This window comes from Flavobacterium sp. GT3R68, assembly GCF_007109225.1.
In the GTDB taxonomy this organism is placed as follows: Bacteria; Bacteroidota; Bacteroidia; order Flavobacteriales; family Flavobacteriaceae; genus Flavobacterium.
Genome location: NZ_VJZK01000006.1, coordinates 1 through 13,505 on the forward strand (window position 1 = coordinate 1; position 13,505 = coordinate 13,505).

A 13,505-nucleotide genomic window follows, 5' to 3' on the forward strand; every position below is an offset into this window, starting at 1 on the left:
AAATTTGGTGCAAAAATGCGGGAAATAAAACGGTAGATTTAAAAACCTAAAAATTGCGCTAGAAACTTGAAACCGCCCCTTGATTACGCAAAAAATGGACAAATTAAAATATGCCTAATATTGACAGAGCCGAACTCGCCACAGTCTGTTAACCTTAATTAGGCCATTCCAAATTAAGTGTAAATTCAACGCTATTACTTTCAGGAAATGAAACTGTAATTGAATTAGGTTTTGTCGAAGCATACTGGTGCATGTAAATATGGGGCACATTTACAGAATTATTCAATAGCTGGATTAAATTAGATTCATCCTGATCATAAATGGAAAATATTATATAACCTTCAGGATCTATATATAAGTCCTCAGTGAGAAATGACCATGTAAGATCTCCCTGATTTTCTTTTATCGAAGTCAGATAAAATTGCTGACTATATCCGCCTCCATCAAAAGCATTTAATAACCCTACTTTATTAAAGCAGAAACGAACATCTGCAAAACTATTAGGATTTGATGCATTATATTCAGGATCCCAAACTGTATTAATACCGTCAAAAGAAGTAATCTTAAGACCCGTAATTCTCACTCTATCTCCCTTACCTACATCAACCGTAATGGCTTTTGTTTCACTTTCAATATCACCAGCCTTAGTTAGTTTAATGTAAATAGTTTTTTCGCCAATAGTAAGAAATTTAAAATGTAGCTCCTTTGATGTACCAAAACCTGCACTCGGAAATTCGCCAAAACTAGTTTCGAAATTGTCAAACGAATAGCTGATCCCCATGATGTTTTGGTCACTGGTTACAGTAATTGAAAATGGCTTGTCAACAATGACATTTGGCGTGTTTACTGCCGCATCAAATTTAAATGAATCCTCTTCTGTACTACATGAAAAAAGGAACAGTAGTGAAATTAAACTAAAAAAAAATCTCATTTTGAAAGTTTTTGAAATGCAAATATATCAGATTTTATCCATTTCGCTATAACTCCTTGAAGAAACTTGCTATAAAAATTAATTTAAATGACCCGCAAAAAATCGACCGCATAACAGGCATCAAAATCAATCGCTGGTTTTCAGTTCATTGTTCGTTTCTTTTTCCTATTTTCGTTTTCTCCAAAGTAGAGAAAAATCGGTCGCCAAGCCGCGACTGCTTCTAGCGCCGAAACGTTATGCGTAATTGTAAAGAAAACTGTAGAATAAATGAACGATTGGGATTCTCATGTAGAAAAGCAGAAAGAAATCTGTAATGACTATGATTCATTGTGGAAACCAATAAACAAAGATTTTAAAGTTGGCGTTTCAACAGATTTGAATTCAGATCCTTTAAATGGTTTGCGCCATAATTCAGAAGATGGAACAACGGGTTGGTTTATTTGGTCCGGAGAATACGAAGAAAGAGAAGATTTTTTCAAGCCACTTTGCGCAGAACATTTATTGAGAATAAAACCCGAAGTAATCAAATATTTGGGTTTAGATATTGGTTTCAGATTCTTAATTGGAAAGGATAATTACCAGGATGTTTGGTTTGACAAAAATGTTAGTGAAATATAAACAACAACGCATAACAGCGGTTTGCCTCAATGGCTTAATTCTGTGTTTCTTTAGAAAATACGCTGATAATTCAAAGTTTGTATTTGCAATTGTCCGGTGATAGGCAAGCCACTGAATGCAAGCAGCGGGGACGTTAGCCGTCAGTTTGGCTGAACCAAGAATGCAACACTTAAAACTATAAACATGAATAACGCAGACAATAAACCAAACAAATCAAAACTTTTATTTGGAATAGCTACTTCGATCTTTTTTGTAATTTTAGGTATTTACTTGTTTTCTACCGCAACAGAACAAATTGACACTTTTCACGCTGGTTTTTCAGAAAGCCAATATTTTTATTCAGATGACAGTAAACAAACATTACTTGTACGTTATGGAGAAATCCAAAACTTGCCGACACAACTTCAAAAAGAAATTGACAAAAGTGTTGTTTCTGAAATAGAAGCCGAACTACCAAAGCCGACAAAAGGAGAAGGAAGTTATCGCTATTATAATTCTTTTTGCTGTCCACATTGTTCAAGTCCATTTATTGATTTTCAGAAAAATAGACAAATCAGACCTAACGAATATTATGGGAATAAATATATAAACGAAAAAATTTACACGATTGACGACAACCAATTAGCCGAAAAATAAAAACTGCTGGTAACAGCGGTTTGCCACAATGGCTTAATTCAGTGATTCTTTAGAAAATACGCTGATAACTCAAAGTTTGGTTTATATTTGTCATTGTTCGGTGAGAGTCACGCCACTGAGGCAAGCCGCGGGACGGTGGTGGCAAGTATAAAAAAATCCGCCTCCAGTTGACAATTAACTAATAAAAATGTCTAAAAAATATGGCTGAAAAATCATTAAATGCCCAAATAAATATGACTGATACTCTTGTACAATTTCAAACAGATATGCGCAGAGGTTATGCAAATGGTTCCATAGGTATAATTGTTTCAGGACTTGCATGGCTCATTTCTGCAATTGTTACATATCAATACTCTGCTAGCCAGGCAGTTTGGACACTTTTAATTGGAGGAGTGCTTATCCATCCTGTGAGTGTACTTCTCTACAAGACAATTGGACTAAGTGGAAATCATACAAAAGGTAATCCATTAGGAAACCTGGGGATGGAAGGAACGATATTTATGATTATGTGCTTACCTATTGCTTTTGGGCTTTCATTACAACATACACAATGGTTTTTTCAAGGTATGCTTCTGATTATTGGTGGAAGATATCTGACATTTTCTTCTATTTATGGAATTAAGCTTTATTGGATTTTAGGAGCTATTTTAGGAATTGCAGCATACTTATTATTTAAAAATAGTGTACAATCTTTTGGTACTTTATCAACTGGTGCACTTATTGAAATTTTGTTTGGGCTTTTTATGTTTATATCTTTTCGAAGAAACAATAAAAATATTTAAAGTTGTAGTTAACCATAATACCTGCCACCAACAGCCGTTAGGCAAGATTGGGCTTAAGGCTTAATTTAAATTTTGTCTTGTATTTGGAAATTAATAATAAACCGAAAAATAATCTTAATTTAGTCCCAAACCTCGCCAAGCGGCGGGACGTTAGGCACAAGTAGTAAAAAATCTCCGGAAGCCAATTTTTTAATTGACGATTTCCATTCCGAAAAATGGTGTACGGATCTAAATTTGTAATTGAATACATGAGCAACTTTTCATTTAAAAATAAATCATTGTATTGGGTATTCGGACTAATGCTGATGGCTATGACCATCCGTTTAAAATTTCATCTTAACGGAAATTATCTGTTAGCAGGAGTTGATGGCCCTTATTACCCTTTACAAGTAAGGTCTTTGATGGATAAATTCCGGTTAGGAATCTCGGATATGCCATTGCTTTTTATGTTGGAAGCAGCACTAGCTTTCATTTTTAAAATGTTATTTCGTGGGTCGCTTAATGAATCAATTTTAATCGCTGTAAAATTTGTGGATATAGTTATCCCACCTTGTGCAGCGATTCCTGTTTACTTATTATGTAGAGAATTTAATTTAAATAAAAAACAGACCAACTATCCTTGTTATTTGATGGTAGGTTATTCCATCCTTAATTTCACTACTGTCTTGTTGTTCTCTAACAATTTTCAAAAAAATGCCGTTGCTGTTGTTTTCATATTTTTCTATCTCTATTTTGTTTTTCGTATTCTTAAGTATTTTCAAAAAAAAGATGTTTATTATGCTGCTTTCATTCTGTTGTGTTGTACACTAACACATTTTGGAAGTGCTGCAATATTGTTTTTTATTACAATAATCATTCTTCTGTCCTATGCCCTAACTAATCGACAGTTTATTAGGGCCATGAATGGCAGAAGAACATATATTCTATTTATTCCCGTAATTTTATTTCTATCAGCCCTCCTTTTTTTCGATAGTACTCGTTTTGAGCGTTTTATTAATTTACCAATCAGGTTATTTGAATCACCCGTAATATTAATGATGCTGGATGGTCAAAACATTGCCGATTATTTCAATCCAATAAATTTTTTCATACCAAATCTGTTAGCCATTCTGGCTGTATTTCTTTTTATCAGGCTTGGGAAAACAATAAAGAAAGAAGTTAAAATATTTGGGTTAAGTCTTTTAATAGCTATATTTATTCTAACTTCTCCTTTAATTGGAATAGAGTGGGCAAATAGATTGTATATGATGAGCTATGTTCCTATTGTAATTGTCTATTTAATTCTTTTTAGTGAGATAACGCAAAGGTGGCTAATAGCATTACCTGTTTTTATTTTTTGTTCTCTTATAAGTATTGTGGTAATTAGGGGGTATGCAAGTCCTATGCTTCAAAGCATTTCTAATTCGGCATATAATGAGTTTAAGCTGCTAAAGAATAAAGCAATACTGGGTGAAAACACCGTAATCGTTGCCAGGCAAGATTTGAGGATTCTTGGAAGTTGGGAATTTAGAACAAAAGGGGTAGCAAGCTATTTACTTACCAAAAATGACTTTTTACAATTTGATGCCGTATTCTTTCTAACTCAAAAGGAGGGAATCAACTATACACAGGAGCCGTTAGGGGCAAAATTGAAAATACCTGCTAATTCTATTAGAGTATTTCAAGGTGATTTTTTTGATTTATATAAAGTCAATAGCCTTGATAAGAATAATTATGTTACTGGAATCCGCCCACTCGCTGCCGGAATAATAATAAATCTTGAAAAAGATAGTTTTGCTTTACAAAACAAAATAACTGGAAAAACAAAGACTATAATTATCTGCAAAAATACTATTTTTCATTTATTGACTCCGAATAGTAAGCTAGCAGAGGGTATGAACGTAGAAATTTGGGGGAAAGGAATTCCATTTAGTTTAAATCTAAATGCTCAAACAATTGTCGAATCGAAATAAAATCGTAATTACAAAAACTTCTATGTGCTTCGACAGCTATGTATTTCCTTCTTCGACTACATTGTTAAAGTGTGTTACGACCGACATTCAAGAGAAAGAACTTTCTGTGCCTATGCAGACAAACTTGTAAAACCTTGACATTGTTTCGCTGACTTCCTTGTGCTTTGACTATTGTGTAATTACTGTGTGCTACTCGAAAGAAACTACCTGTGCCTAACAGCGGTTTGCCTCAATGGCTTAATTCTGTGATTCTTTAGAAAATACGCTGATAACTCAAAGTTTGGTTTATATTTGTGATTGCTTGGTGAGATCCACTGAGGCAAGCCACCGGACGTTAGCGGTTATGCGGTTGCACAGAAAAAAATCTACTTAAAAACAATCAATTTTTTTTAAATTAAAAATATATTATAAATAAACATAAAAAATATATTATATAATTGATATATCAATTATATTTGCATCAAATAATTTAAAATGAAAAATAACAATCCTACAGGAACTGTTCTTTACACAATTGAACAAACAATTAAAGAATATAGAAAAATTTCACAGAAAAACATAACTCAAATAGTAAGTGATATTACAGTTGACCAATGTTTATTGCTAATAATTCTTGACAAGAACGCTACTTATTCCCAAAAAGAAATTGCAGAATTAATTTTTAAAGATAACGCGTCAATTACAAGAATTATTGAATTAATGGTACAAAAAAACTATCTAATAAGAAAAATAAACGAATCAGACAGAAGAAAATTCAACCTTGAAATAACAGAAAAAGGAAAAAAAACAATTAAATTATTAACACCAATTATTTACAAAAACAGACAAGATGCTCTTGAAGGATTATCAAAAAATGAAATTGAATTGCTTGACAAATTACTAGCTAAAATAATCTCAAATTGTAAAAAATGAAATGAAAAAAATCTATCAAATACCTAAATCGGCTCAAATTTTAATATTAATACTTTTTCCAGTATTAATTTTTGGACAAAAAAACGTAGCAACTAATCTTGCAAAATATATGCAAGCACAGGTTGAAGTAAATAATTTTAGTGGAACAGTCCTTGTTACAAAAAACGGTTCCGTTTTATTAAAAAAAGCATATGGTTTAGCAGATTACGAGTGGAATATTAAAAACACTGTAGATACTAAATTTCAGTTGGCTTCAGTAACAAAACAATTTACTGCAACGGCTATTCTTCAATTAGTAGAAAAAGGGAAATTGTCACTAAATGATCATTTAAGTAAATTTTTTCCAGATTACCCAAAAGCAGATAGTGTGACTATTCATATGTTATTATCTCATACTTCAGGACTTGCTTTAGGTTTTAAAGAGTTGGCTTTAAGCACTATTACGAGTGATTCTGCCTATTCTAAAATAAAGAAAATGCCTTACGAATTTTCACCAGGAACTAAAACCGCATATAGCAATATAGGCTATTACTTATTGGCTAAGATTATAGAAAAAGTTTCAGGCGAAAAGTACGCTGTTTTTTTAAGAAAAAATATATTTGATAAAGTAGGAATGAAGAATACAGGTGTTAGTAATAATGATTCGATAATCTCAAAAAAAGCAAAGACTTATTGTCGAACCGAAAAAGGATTTATCCACAATCCCTATATCAATTGGGAAGTCAACATAGGTCACGATGGTGTTTATTCTACCGTGGAAGATTTAGCTTTATGGGACAATGCGCTATACGGAACGACTATCTTGTCAAAAGAAATGAAGAAACTAATGTTTACTCCCTATAGTTCCGAAAATTGGGGGTATGGATTTATAATTAATCCATTTTATAATCACGGACATCAACTAATTGCTCACGACGGAGGCTTTTTTGGTACAATGACTTCTTTTAACCGATTTACAGATGACAAACTTTTTGTGACTGTACTTTCTAATAACGAATCATTTTCACATATTATAGGTTATGGCCTTTCAGCAATTGCATTGCAAAAAGAAGTAGAACTTCCATATAAACATTATGAAACCAAAATAGATACTACAATATATGATAAATATGTAGGCAAGTATGGTAAAATTGAAATATTAAAAATTGACGGAAAACTTTACTATAATAGTGTAGAAATGGAACTCCTACCTGAGTCCAAAACAAAATTTTTTAAAGCAGACAATAATGACAGAACAATTGAATTTATACAAGACAAATCGGGTGTTTACAATTCAATAATTTTGACAAAAGGAGGAGTAAAAGAAGTTGCAATGAAAAATAAGTAATAATAAGCACGAACCGCTAACAGGCGTTTGGCAAGATTTGGGTTTTAGGCTTAATTTGAAGTTGGTTTTGTGTCAGGAAATTTCTATCTTTCGCCAAAAGTTAGGGCTTTTTTAATCCCAAACCTCGCCAAGCCACCGGACGTTGTGCGTCAGTTGGCAAAAACCGAATTGAAATTAACACGAACTTAAAATAGAATATAAATGAGAAGTATTTGGATTACAAATTTTGAAAATAACGAAATAAGAATTGAGAATAGTTGGATTAATGGTGAAAAATTGTTTGTTAATAATGAATTACAAGATGACCGTTTAAGTTTTTTATCAAGTAATTTGACAGGAAATCTAATAAACAAAAATGGAGAAAAATTAAGTATTAAGGCTAATATTTCAGGTTTTTTTAAAGTAGATTGTAGATTATTTGTAGATAATAGAAAGTTAGAATTAACTCAAACAAAATAATTCCCTATAGAAAAAGGATCGCTAAAGTTTGAAACGAAACTTGAAAGCCAAAAAGTTGAAAAGTGCAAACTTTGAAAATCTAATTTAAAATAGAAATTTCGCTATCATAAAAACCGAACGGCTAACAGCGGTTTGCCTCAATGGCTTATTCTGTGTTTCTTTAGAAAATACGCTGATTACTCAAAGTTTGGTTTATATTTGCGATTGTTCGGTGAGTTTCACGCCACTGAGGCAAGCCACCGGACGTTACCTGCTAGTTTCTCCGAAAATTGCGAAAAAAAGATAATCCGAAAAAAACATCTATTTTTGCAAAGTGAAAAAATTGAAAAACATAATAATTATAATAATTTGTTTGCAAATTACAATTCCGTTTGTAGTTGAAGGTTGTTTTCGTATTCCAGTTTTGGTTTCACATTTTTTGCATCACAACAATCATCACGAAAAAATAGATTTTAGTCATTTTGTGGCTGAACATTATTCTGAAAAACATCACGATGAAAATCACGATGAACACGAAAATCTTCCTTTTCATAAACATTGCGATTACTCTTTTAATCAAACTTTAGTAATCAATTTTGAAATTATTGAACTAAAGTTTTATAGAAATGTAATTTTTAAAGAACCAAAAAAAATTGCTTTTAAACAAAATTGTTTTCAATCGAATGTTTCTATAAATATTTGGAAACCACCTAAAATTAGTTAATAAAATGTACTTCGCACAAAATGACTTACGATGCTAACGCATCGCAAGTCATTATTTTATTAATCTAATTTTTAACTCAAATGAGAAATTATTTGTTATTACTGACTATTTTTTGCGGAATAAATTCTGCTTTTAGTCAAAATACATTCAAAACAATATTAAAAAACAGCATTACAAACCAAAAAATTAATGGTGCAAATGTTATAATAAAAGGAACTCAAATTGGTGCAAGTTCTAACGAAAATGGAGAAATTGAAATCTCAAATGTCCCAAATGGAAAACAGATTTTTCTATTTTCTTTTATTGGTTACAGAACTTTAGAAATTGAAATTGATTTTCCGCAAACTGTATTAATTGAAACAATTTTATTGCAAGAAGGAGACAGCCAAGAATTGGAAGAAGTCGTTGTTCAAGGAACAAGAAGCAACCGAACTTTGTCTAAAATCCCAACTCGTGTAGAAGTTTTAACTGAAGAAATAGATGAAGCCGCAACGATGGATCCGAGTAAAGTTGCCCATCTGTTGACACACAGTACAGGAATTCAAGTTCAGCAAACATCGGCTACGAGCAATACAGCAAACGTAAGAATTCAAGGACTTGACGGACGATATACGCAAATGCTAAAAGACGGTTTTCCATTGTATGGTGGTTTTTCTGGAAGTTTGAGTATTATGCAAATTCCACCTTTAGATTTGCGACAAATTGAGTATATAAAGGGTTCGGCTTCTACACTATATGGAGGCGGAGCAATTGCAGGTTTAATCAATTTAATTTCAAAAGAACCAACAAGTGAAGAAACAATCTTACATTTAAATGGCTCACATATTGGTGCATTTGATGTAAATATGTTTACTAGTAAAAAGTACAAAAAAATTGGTTTTACACTTTTGGCACAACGAAATGCACACAAAGCATTTGACGCTGACAAAGATGGGTTTACTGATATGCCGGAATTGGTAAAGTTTAATTTCAATCCAAAATTAGTTTTTTACTTAAACAAAAAAACTAATTTAAGCGTTGGCGGAACTTTTACAACCGAGAAAAGACAAGGTGGCGATACTAAATTATTAAAAGACGAAACTGCTACAAGTTCAAATTTTTACAAAGAAAAAAACGAAGTTAGCCGAATTACCACACAAACCAAATTAGAACACAAAGTAACTGAAAACAAAACAATTGCATTCAGAAATTCATTTAATGTGTTTGATAGAAGTTTGTTTATTACACCCAATTTTATTGATGGAGAATACAAGTTTGCTGGAAAACAGTTATCATCATTTTCTGAAATGTCGTATTTGTACAAAAAAAATAAAAATTCATTAATTACGGGTTTAAATTTCTATACAGACGATTTTAAGGAAACGCCATTACAAAGTGCCAATTTGAGAAATGAAAATTATCAAACTCTTGGAGGTTTTTCGAATTATACGTTTGATATTGGCGAAAAAGTATCCTTAGAAACTGGATTAAGAGCAGATTATGTTTTTAACGAAAAACTTTATTTATTGCCAAGAGCATCAGCACTTTTCAAATGGACAAACAAATTAACAACTAGAATTGGTGGCGGTTTAGGTTACCGAAATGCAAGTATTTTTAATCAAGAAGCAGAATTGTTGGGTTACAAAAATGTTTTAGCCATAAACAGAAATACTACAAAAGCAGAGCAATCGTATGGAGGAAATGCTGATATTAGTTATAAATTAAACTTTGGTAACAAAATGTTTATCAACTTTAACCAAATGTTTTTTTACACTTATCTTGACAAACCTTTGGTTTTACAAAACAGTGGTTCAAATTTTGAATTTAAAAATGCAAACGGTTACACAAAAAGTGTAGGGACCGAAACGTTTTTTAAATTCGGTTTTAGTGATTTTGTACTATTCATTGGTTACACCTTTACTGACGCAACAAATCATTTCAGCGGAACAAAATCGAATGTTACATTAACACCAAAACATAGTTTGAAAGGCGATTTATTATATGTTTTACCAGGAAAATGGAGAATTGGAGTTGATTATGAACTAAAAAGTAGCCAAACTTTAAGCAACGGAAACCAAACCAAATCGTTTTGGACTTACGGAGCAGTTGTAGAACATTATTGGAAAAACTTTACGTTTTTTGGAAATGTAGAAAACATATTTGATTATCGACAAACAAGACAAGAAAGTCTAATTTCTGGACCAAACAACACTCCACAATTCACAGAAGTTTGGGCACCATTAGACGGATTTGTATTTAACTTTGGAATAAAAATTAAATTGTAAAAAAGAAATAAAGCCCATAAAACCAGCAGGTAACAGCGGTTTTGCGCTATTGCGGTTTTTGGGCTTAATTTAAAGTTTGTTTTATATCTTTGAAGTCAGTGCTTAACCGAAAGTTTCGGCTTCTTTAATTGCTGCAGTTAACATCGGTTTGCATCAATGGCTTATTTCGGGTTTCTTTAGAAAATACGCTGATAATTCAAAGTTTGGTTTATATTTGTGATTGTTCGGTGATGTTCACGCCACTGAGGCAAGCCACCGGACGTTAGCAGCAAATGTAAAAGCATTAGGAGAATTCAATAACCTAACGCAACAAATTATAAAAACAATCATTTCCTATAAAAAAATTATGAAACCAAAAAGTATTTGCTTAATCGGATTGTTATTTTTTGTTCTGAGCTATATTATGTTTTCCCAAGGTTCTAAATTAGCATATTTTCAAAAACCTATAGATTTTGCACATTGGTTTAACTTAATTGGAGCAATATTGCTAATTTCATTTAATAAAGTATTTCCAAAGAATAATCTTCATTCTGTAGCTTCTTTTTTAACAACTTTAGGAGTTATTGCCCATATAGGTCTTTGCACTATTGACTTTATAATGTGGAGTTTTGGGAATGATGATATCGCCAGAACGGAATTAAGTAAACATATCAGCAATACTCCATCTATTTTATACCCTTTTATCATTATTGGACCATCTTTGCTCTTTATAGGATTAGCAGTACATGCATCAAATTTTATCAAAACCCATCCTATAAGCTCGTTAATGGTTATAGTAGGAGCTCCCGCGGTAGGCTTTTCATTTTTTATATTGAAAAATGGAGTATCTATGGTTTTAAGCTGTGTGCTTTTTGCTCTGGGGTTAATTTTACTTCTTTACGGTAATGAAAAACAGAAAATAGTAACTGAATAAAAGCCAGCTGCTAACAGCGGTAAGCTTAAAAAAAAGATAGAATTATGAATAACAATTGGATTAATCATCCTATAATAATAAAAGGAGATGAAATTGAATTACTCCCTTTAGAGAAAGAACATTTAGAAGATTTATTTCTTGCTGCTTCTAATAAAGAAATATGGGAACTAACATCTGTAGACTATTCCGTTGAAGAAATATTTTATCCGAATTTAAACAATGCAATGAATGACAGAGAAAAAGGAACAGTATATCCTTTCGTTATAGTTCACAAACATTCCAATAAAATTATTGGAACCACAAGATTTCTTGAAATATATCCTAATGATAAAAAAATAGAAATAGGCGTAACATGGATAATGAAAGAATATTGGGGAACAACTGTAAACCTAGAATGTAAATTATTATTACTCAACTATTGTTTCGAAACTTTAAAAACTAACAGAGTTCAATTTAGAGCTAAAGAGAATAATTTACGCTCAAGAAAAGCAATTGAAAAAATAGGAGGGTTATTTGAAGGAATTTTGAGAAAAGATAAAATAGAACTGAATGGAGAACCTAGGAATACTGCTTTTTATAGTATTCTGGATAGTGATTGGGAAAATGCAAAACAAAGTATTAAAAAACAAATTAAGATAAAAGCCTGCCGCTAACAGCGGTTTGGATTAATGGCTTAATTTCGGGATTCTGTAGAAATTACTCCGATAATTTAAAGTTTGGTTTAATATTGCAATTGTTCGGTGACATTTAAGCTACTGAATGCAAGTTAGCGGTCATTGTATAGACCTATCAAAACAGATTTAAACAACATAAATGAGCGCCAATTAAATTGCAAATATTCTTTATTTTCAAAACTAACTAAATAGATATGTTAAAACTTGGTGGATACATAAATATTCTAATTGCAATCGGACATATCGTTGGATTATTGTGGGCTGACAAAATGTTTGAAGTAACAGGAATAGGAAGTGAAATGACTGAACTTGCACAAAATCATTCTTCATTACCCTATTTATTGACAGTTTTTGTATCCATCATTTTTTTTATATTTGGTCTATATGGACTTTCGGCAGATAATAAATTCAGGAATTTACCATTCTTAAAACCTGTAATATTTTTAATCGCAGCAATATATTTATTACGAGGACTTGGTGAGTTGATAGTCGACAACATCCAAGGAACAAATTCGATAACCGAAACCATATATTCTCTATTTGCATTAATAATTGGACTTTTGTTTCTAATTGGTGGACTTAAAAAATGGAATTTGGCAACAAACAAAGAAATAACGAACCCCTAAGCGTTTTGCATCAATAATTTAAATTCTCTGTTTCTTAGAAATATTCTGATAGCTGTTTTTGATTGATCTTGACACAATTATTGTTTATTTGCTATCTTAGTTTCTGCATAGCCAATCAAAATAACTCTATCACCATGGAAATTAAAAAGGAATTATCCGCAGAACAACGCGAAGAACTACTTAAAGTATTAAAAGTCCGTTTTGAAAAAAACATGAATCGCCATAAAGGCCTTGACTGGGAGAAAGTACTGGCGAAGCTGGAAATCAATGCAGAAAAACTGTGGTCCCTCTATGAAATGGAAAGAACTGGTGGAGAGCCGGATGTTACAGGTCATGATAAAACGACAGATCAATACATTTTTTATGATTGTGCATCCGAAAGTCCCAAAGGGCGAAGAAGTATTTGCTATGATCGTGAGGCGTTGGAATCCAGGAAAGAACATAAACCGGCAAACAGTGCTATCGACATGGCTGCTGCTATGGGCATTGAACTTTTAACCGAACAACAATATAGGGAGTTGCAGCAACTTGAAAATTTCGACACGAAAACATCCAGCTGGGTGAAAACCCCTTCTGAAATTAGAAAACTCGGCGGAGCCCTCTTTTGCGATTTCCGGTATAATACCGTCTTCCTATATCACAACGGGGCAGAATCTTATTATGCTGCGCGGGCATTCCGTGGTTCGTTACAGATTTAAACTATATTAG

General features: G+C 32.2%; 14 protein-coding genes. 13 read left to right on the plus strand and 1 reads right to left on the minus strand.

What is annotated here, in order from left to right; genetic code table 11:
* Positions 1 to 154: 154 nt before the first annotated feature.
* Positions 155 to 931, minus strand: a complete 777-nt coding sequence (locus FNW07_RS11350) for a hypothetical protein (RefSeq protein WP_126745353.1) — start codon at positions 929 to 931, stop codon at positions 155 to 157.
* A gap of 267 nt (positions 932 to 1,198) precedes the next feature.
* Between FNW07_RS11350 and FNW07_RS11355 the strand changes: the two genes are divergently transcribed.
* The 13 genes from FNW07_RS11355 to FNW07_RS11415 all read left to right on the plus strand — a co-directional run bounded on the left by FNW07_RS11355 (position 1,199) and on the right by FNW07_RS11415 (position 13,495).
* Complete coding sequence (locus FNW07_RS11355; RefSeq protein ID WP_126745352.1) at positions 1,199 to 1,549, plus strand: hypothetical protein; 351 nt, start codon at positions 1,199 to 1,201, stop codon at positions 1,547 to 1,549.
* A gap of 183 nt (positions 1,550 to 1,732) precedes the next feature.
* On the plus strand, positions 1,733 to 2,185 hold the full coding sequence (locus FNW07_RS11360) for a hypothetical protein (RefSeq protein ID WP_126745351.1): 453 nt from the start codon (positions 1,733 to 1,735) through the stop codon (positions 2,183 to 2,185).
* A gap of 200 nt (positions 2,186 to 2,385) precedes the next feature.
* Complete coding sequence (locus FNW07_RS11365; RefSeq protein ID WP_255512761.1) at positions 2,386 to 2,967, plus strand: hypothetical protein; 582 nt, start codon at positions 2,386 to 2,388, stop codon at positions 2,965 to 2,967.
* Between the two features lie 248 nt (positions 2,968 to 3,215).
* Entirely contained in the window at positions 3,216 to 4,919 is a 1,704-nt protein-coding gene (locus FNW07_RS11370) for a hypothetical protein (protein WP_126745341.1), read from the plus strand.
* A gap of 474 nt (positions 4,920 to 5,393) precedes the next feature.
* Positions 5,394 to 5,831, plus strand: a complete 438-nt coding sequence (locus tag FNW07_RS11375; protein ID WP_126744786.1) for a MarR family winged helix-turn-helix transcriptional regulator — start codon at positions 5,394 to 5,396, stop codon at positions 5,829 to 5,831.
* 1 nt (position 5,832) lies between these two features.
* Positions 5,833 to 7,158 carry a serine hydrolase gene (locus FNW07_RS11380; protein WP_126744785.1) on the plus strand — a complete coding sequence of 442 codons (1,326 nt, stop codon included), beginning with the start codon at positions 5,833 to 5,835 and terminating at the stop codon, positions 7,156 to 7,158.
* A 201-nt stretch (positions 7,159 to 7,359) separates the two neighbouring features.
* Entirely contained in the window at positions 7,360 to 7,617 is a 258-nt protein-coding gene (locus FNW07_RS11385) for a hypothetical protein (protein WP_126744784.1), read from the plus strand.
* A 322-nt stretch (positions 7,618 to 7,939) separates the two neighbouring features.
* On the plus strand, positions 7,940 to 8,320 hold the full coding sequence (locus FNW07_RS11390; RefSeq protein ID WP_126744783.1) for a hypothetical protein: 381 nt from the start codon (positions 7,940 to 7,942) through the stop codon (positions 8,318 to 8,320).
* 80 nt (positions 8,321 to 8,400) lie between these two features.
* Complete coding sequence (locus FNW07_RS11395; protein ID WP_126744782.1) at positions 8,401 to 10,584, plus strand: TonB-dependent receptor; 2,184 nt, start codon at positions 8,401 to 8,403, stop codon at positions 10,582 to 10,584.
* Between the two features lie 220 nt (positions 10,585 to 10,804).
* A complete protein-coding gene (locus FNW07_RS11400; RefSeq protein WP_255512762.1) occupies positions 10,805 to 11,497 on the plus strand; it encodes a hypothetical protein in 693 nt (230 codons plus the stop codon).
* 44 nt (positions 11,498 to 11,541) lie between these two features.
* A complete protein-coding gene (locus FNW07_RS11405) occupies positions 11,542 to 12,150 on the plus strand; it encodes a GNAT family N-acetyltransferase (RefSeq protein ID WP_126744780.1) in 609 nt (202 codons plus the stop codon).
* A 215-nt stretch (positions 12,151 to 12,365) separates the two neighbouring features.
* Positions 12,366 to 12,797: a hypothetical protein gene (locus FNW07_RS11410; RefSeq protein ID WP_126744779.1), complete on the plus strand. Its 432-nt coding sequence runs from the start codon at positions 12,366 to 12,368 to the stop codon at positions 12,795 to 12,797.
* A gap of 134 nt (positions 12,798 to 12,931) precedes the next feature.
* On the plus strand, positions 12,932 to 13,495 hold the full coding sequence (locus FNW07_RS11415) for a DUF4256 domain-containing protein (RefSeq protein WP_126744778.1): 564 nt from the start codon (positions 12,932 to 12,934) through the stop codon (positions 13,493 to 13,495).
* Positions 13,496 to 13,505 lie beyond the last annotated feature (10 nt).

What these genes read in the sequence shown, in the direction of transcription:
- FNW07_RS11360 (WP_126745351.1), top strand. Translation starts at nt 1,733, where the DNA reads ATGAATAACGCAGACAATAAACCAAACAAATCAAAACTTTTATTTGGA.
- FNW07_RS11370 (WP_126745341.1), top strand. Translation starts at nt 3,216, where the DNA reads ATGAGCAACTTTTCATTTAAAAATAAATCATTGTATTGGGTATTCGGA.
- FNW07_RS11380 (WP_126744785.1), top strand. Translation starts at nt 5,833, where the DNA reads ATGAAAAAAATCTATCAAATACCTAAATCGGCTCAAATTTTAATATTA.
- FNW07_RS11385 (WP_126744784.1), top strand. Translation starts at nt 7,360, where the DNA reads ATGAGAAGTATTTGGATTACAAATTTTGAAAATAACGAAATAAGAATT.
- FNW07_RS11365 (WP_255512761.1), top strand. Translation starts at nt 2,386, where the DNA reads ATGGCTGAAAAATCATTAAATGCCCAAATAAATATGACTGATACTCTT.
- FNW07_RS11410 (WP_126744779.1), top strand. Translation starts at nt 12,366, where the DNA reads ATGTTAAAACTTGGTGGATACATAAATATTCTAATTGCAATCGGACAT.
- FNW07_RS11395 (WP_126744782.1), top strand. Translation starts at nt 8,401, where the DNA reads ATGAGAAATTATTTGTTATTACTGACTATTTTTTGCGGAATAAATTCT.
- FNW07_RS11350 (WP_126745353.1), bottom strand. Translation starts at nt 931, where the DNA reads ATGAGATTTTTTTTTAGTTTAATTTCACTACTGTTCCTTTTTTCATGT.
- FNW07_RS11375 (WP_126744786.1), top strand. Translation starts at nt 5,394, where the DNA reads ATGAAAAATAACAATCCTACAGGAACTGTTCTTTACACAATTGAACAA.
- FNW07_RS11405 (WP_126744780.1), top strand. Translation starts at nt 11,542, where the DNA reads ATGAATAACAATTGGATTAATCATCCTATAATAATAAAAGGAGATGAA.
- FNW07_RS11415 (WP_126744778.1), top strand. Translation starts at nt 12,932, where the DNA reads ATGGAAATTAAAAAGGAATTATCCGCAGAACAACGCGAAGAACTACTT.
- FNW07_RS11355 (WP_126745352.1), top strand. Translation starts at nt 1,199, where the DNA reads ATGAACGATTGGGATTCTCATGTAGAAAAGCAGAAAGAAATCTGTAAT.